Annotated in this window: 1 protein-coding gene; it reads left to right on the top strand. The window is 72.2% G+C overall.

Going from position 1 to position 2,147, the window contains the following annotated elements:
* Positions 1-2,147: condensation domain-containing protein (locus CEK69_RS19350; protein ID WP_152247424.1), on the top strand; the 2,147-nt coding region annotated here is incomplete at both ends.

The raw sequence follows: 2,147 nt of genomic DNA, 5'->3' as shown, positions 1-2,147 counted from the left end.
CGGACCTGACGGCGCAGCGGTTCCTGCCCAGCCCATGGGTGGCCGGGGAGCGGGTGTACCGCAGCGGCGACCGGGTGCGCTGGCGCAACGACGGGACGCTGGAGTACCTGGGGCGTCTGGATGCGCAGGTGAAGCTGCGCGGGTATCGGATCGAACTGGGGGAGATCGAGAGCCAGCTGCGGGCGCAAGCGACGGTGCGCGAGGCAGCGGTGGTGGTGAGCGGGGAGGGCGCGCAGGCGCGGTTGGTGGCCTACGTGGTGCCGGCGATGCCGCTACACGCGGATCAGACGGACGCACTAGAGGAGGCAGATGCGGCCTGGACGCAGTCGCTGCAGCAGGCGCTGAGCCAGGTACTGCCGGGCTACATGCAGCCGACGGCGTACGTGGTGCTGGTGGCGCTGCCGCTGACGGCCAACGGCAAGCTGGACCGGGCGGCGCTGCCGCAGGTGCAGGTGCGCGAAGCGGCCTACAGCGCCCCGCGCACGCCGACCGAACAGGCGCTGGCGCAGATCTGGGAAGCGGTGCTGGGCCAGGAGCGGATCAGCACCGAGGCGAACTTCTTCGCGTTGGGCGGTCACTCGCTGCTGGCCACGCGGATCGTGAGCGAGATCGGCAAGCGGCTGGGCAAGCCGGTGCCGGTACGGGCGCTGTTCGAGCAGCCGACGCTGCAGGGGCTGGGTCGCTACGTGGACGGGGTGCGGGCGCAGGACTATGCGCCGATCCCGGTGCTGCCGCGCGAGCAGCCGCTGGCGCTGTCCTTCGCCCAGCAACGGCTGTGGTTCATCGACCGGCTCGAAGGCGGCAGTGCGCAGTACAACATGCCGGTAGCGCTGCAACTGGACGGGGACCTGGACCGGACGGCGCTGCGCGCGGCGCTGGCGGCGCTGGTGGCGCGGCACGAAGTGCTGCGCACGGTGTACGCCGAACAGGACGGGCAGGCGGTGCAGGTGATCGTGGCGGAAGCGACGGTGCCGCTGCTGGAACAGGACCTGCGCGAGCTGGACGCGGCAGCGCAGGCCCAGGCACTGCAGCAGCAGCGCGAGGAGGAGGCGCGGCAGCCGTTCGACCTGGAACGCGGGCCGATGCTGCGCTGCCGGCTGCTGCAGTTGCAGGCGCAGCGGCATGCGCTGCTGTTCACGATGCACCACATCGCCAGCGATGGCTGGTCGGTGGGAGTGCTGGTGCAGGAGTTCGCCGCGCTGTACGCGGCGCAGGTGCGCGGGGAGGCGGCGGCGCTGGCGGCGCTGCCGGTGCAGTACGCCGACTATGCGGCATGGCAACGGCAGCGGTTGCAGGGCGCGACGCTGCAGGGCCACCTGGGGTACTGGCGGGAACAGCTGGCGCAGTTGCCGGTGGTGCACAGCCTGCCGCTGGATGCGGCACGTCCGGCGCAGCAGCGCTTCGACGGCGGCCAGTGGGAAGTGGCGCTGCCGGCGCCGACGCTGGCGGCGCTGGGCGCGCTGGGCCAGGCGCACGGGGCGAGCCTGTTCATGGTGCTGGAGGCGGCGCTGGCGACGGTGCTGTGGCGCTGGAGCGGGGAGCGGGACATCGTGATCGGCACGCCGATCGCCGGCCGCCTGCACCCGGACGTGGAGCCGCTGATCGGGTTCTTCGTGAACACGCTGGTGCTGCGCACGCAGATCGCGCCGCAGGCGCCGTTCGTGGAGCTGTTGCAGGCGCGGCGCGACCGGATCCTGGAGGCGTACACGCACCAGGAGGTGCCGTTCGAGATGCTGGTGGACGAACTCAAGCCGGTGCGCAGCCTGAGCCACGGCCCGCTGTTCCAGGTGCTGTTGTCGATGCGCAACAACGCGCGGGTGGCGCTGACGCTGCCGGGGCTGGAGGTGAGCGGGCTGGAGGGAGGCGAGGAGCCGGCGAAGTTCGACCTGCAGCTGTCGGTGACCGAGACCGGTGACGGGGCGCGGCTGCGCTGGAACTATGCGCGCAGCCTGTTCGAGGCGGCGACGATCGCGCGGCTGGGCCAGGCGTACGTGGCCGTGCTGGAGGCGGTGGCGGCGGCGCCGCAGACGCCGCTGCAGGCGCTGCCGGTGCATGCCGCTTCGTCTCTGGATACGCTGCTGGCGCTGGGTCGCGGTCCGGTGTCGACGCAATATCGCGAGCGGTCGCTGGTGGCGCAGGTGCCGGGG

The organism is Xanthomonas sp. LMG 12462, from assembly GCF_009192885.1.
Lineage (GTDB): Bacteria > Pseudomonadota > Gammaproteobacteria > Xanthomonadales > Xanthomonadaceae > Xanthomonas_A > Xanthomonas_A sontii.
This window is presented reverse-complemented; position numbering and strand designations above follow the sequence as displayed.